This is a genomic window from Escherichia sp. KCJ4928 (assembly GCF_004352695.1).
GTDB lineage: Bacteria > Pseudomonadota > Gammaproteobacteria > Enterobacterales > Enterobacteriaceae > ECMA0423.
This window is the reverse complement of sequence record NZ_SJWV01000461.1, coordinates 1-918: the sequence shown is the minus strand read 5'-3', so window position 1 is coordinate 918 and position 918 is coordinate 1. Positions and strand designations below refer to the sequence as shown.

Below are 918 nucleotides of genomic sequence, written 5' to 3'. Positions count from 1 at the left end.
ATATATAAACGAATGTAAGCGATTGTTGATGTCGAAATGGTTGTTTTCTATTCGGTTATTGTTAAATGCGAAGCCATTTTGTTAATTTACCTTATATTATAAGAAAATTATTCATTACTTTAATTTAGTTTAAATATAACTGGTATCCCTTAAGGTTATTAACTTGAATTATGACGCACTGATACTATTCATCAAATAATAACAAAATAGCCATTGCATCGGGTTGGACAATTTACAAAAGAAAGATAACCCATATTGTATAATGCGTTTAAATATGCCGTCTTATATAAAATGATGGTTAGATGAATATGCGGATTATCTTTCTACGCAAGGAGTATTTATCTCTACTCCCGTCAATGATTGCATCTCTTTTCTCTGCTAACGGTTTCGCGGCGGCCATTGATTTATGCCAGGGATATGATATCAAAGCGAGTTGTCACGCCAGCAGGCAAAGCCTTTCAGGCATTACGCAGGACTGGAGTGTCGCCGATGGGCAATGGCTGGTTTTTTCGGATATGACCAATAACGCCAGCGGAGGAGCCGTATTTTTGCAACAAGGAGCGGAATTTTCACTATTACCAGAAAATGAAACTGGAATGACTCTGTTTGCCAATAACACCGTTACAGGAGAATATAATAACGGCGGGGCCATATTTGCTAAAGAAAACTCAACGCTGAATCTTACTGATGTTATTTTTTCCGGTAACGTCGCAGGCGGCTATGGTGGCGCAATCTATTCTTCTGGTACTAATGATACTGGTGCCGTCGATTTACGTGTCACTAACGCCATGTTTCGCAATAATATCGCTAATGATGGCAAAGGTGGCGCAATTTATACCATTAATAATGACGTCTATTTAAGTGATGTTATTTTTGATAACAACCAGGCATATACATCAACAAGTTACAGTGATGGCG

General features: G+C 38.0%; 1 pseudogene. It reads left to right on the top strand.

Annotation, left to right across the window (positions count from 1 at the left end):
- Nucleotides 1–308: 308 nt before the first annotated feature.
- A pseudogene (locus tag E0D98_RS24845) lies at nucleotides 309–918 on the top strand (AIDA-I family autotransporter YfaL); the annotation flags it as partial.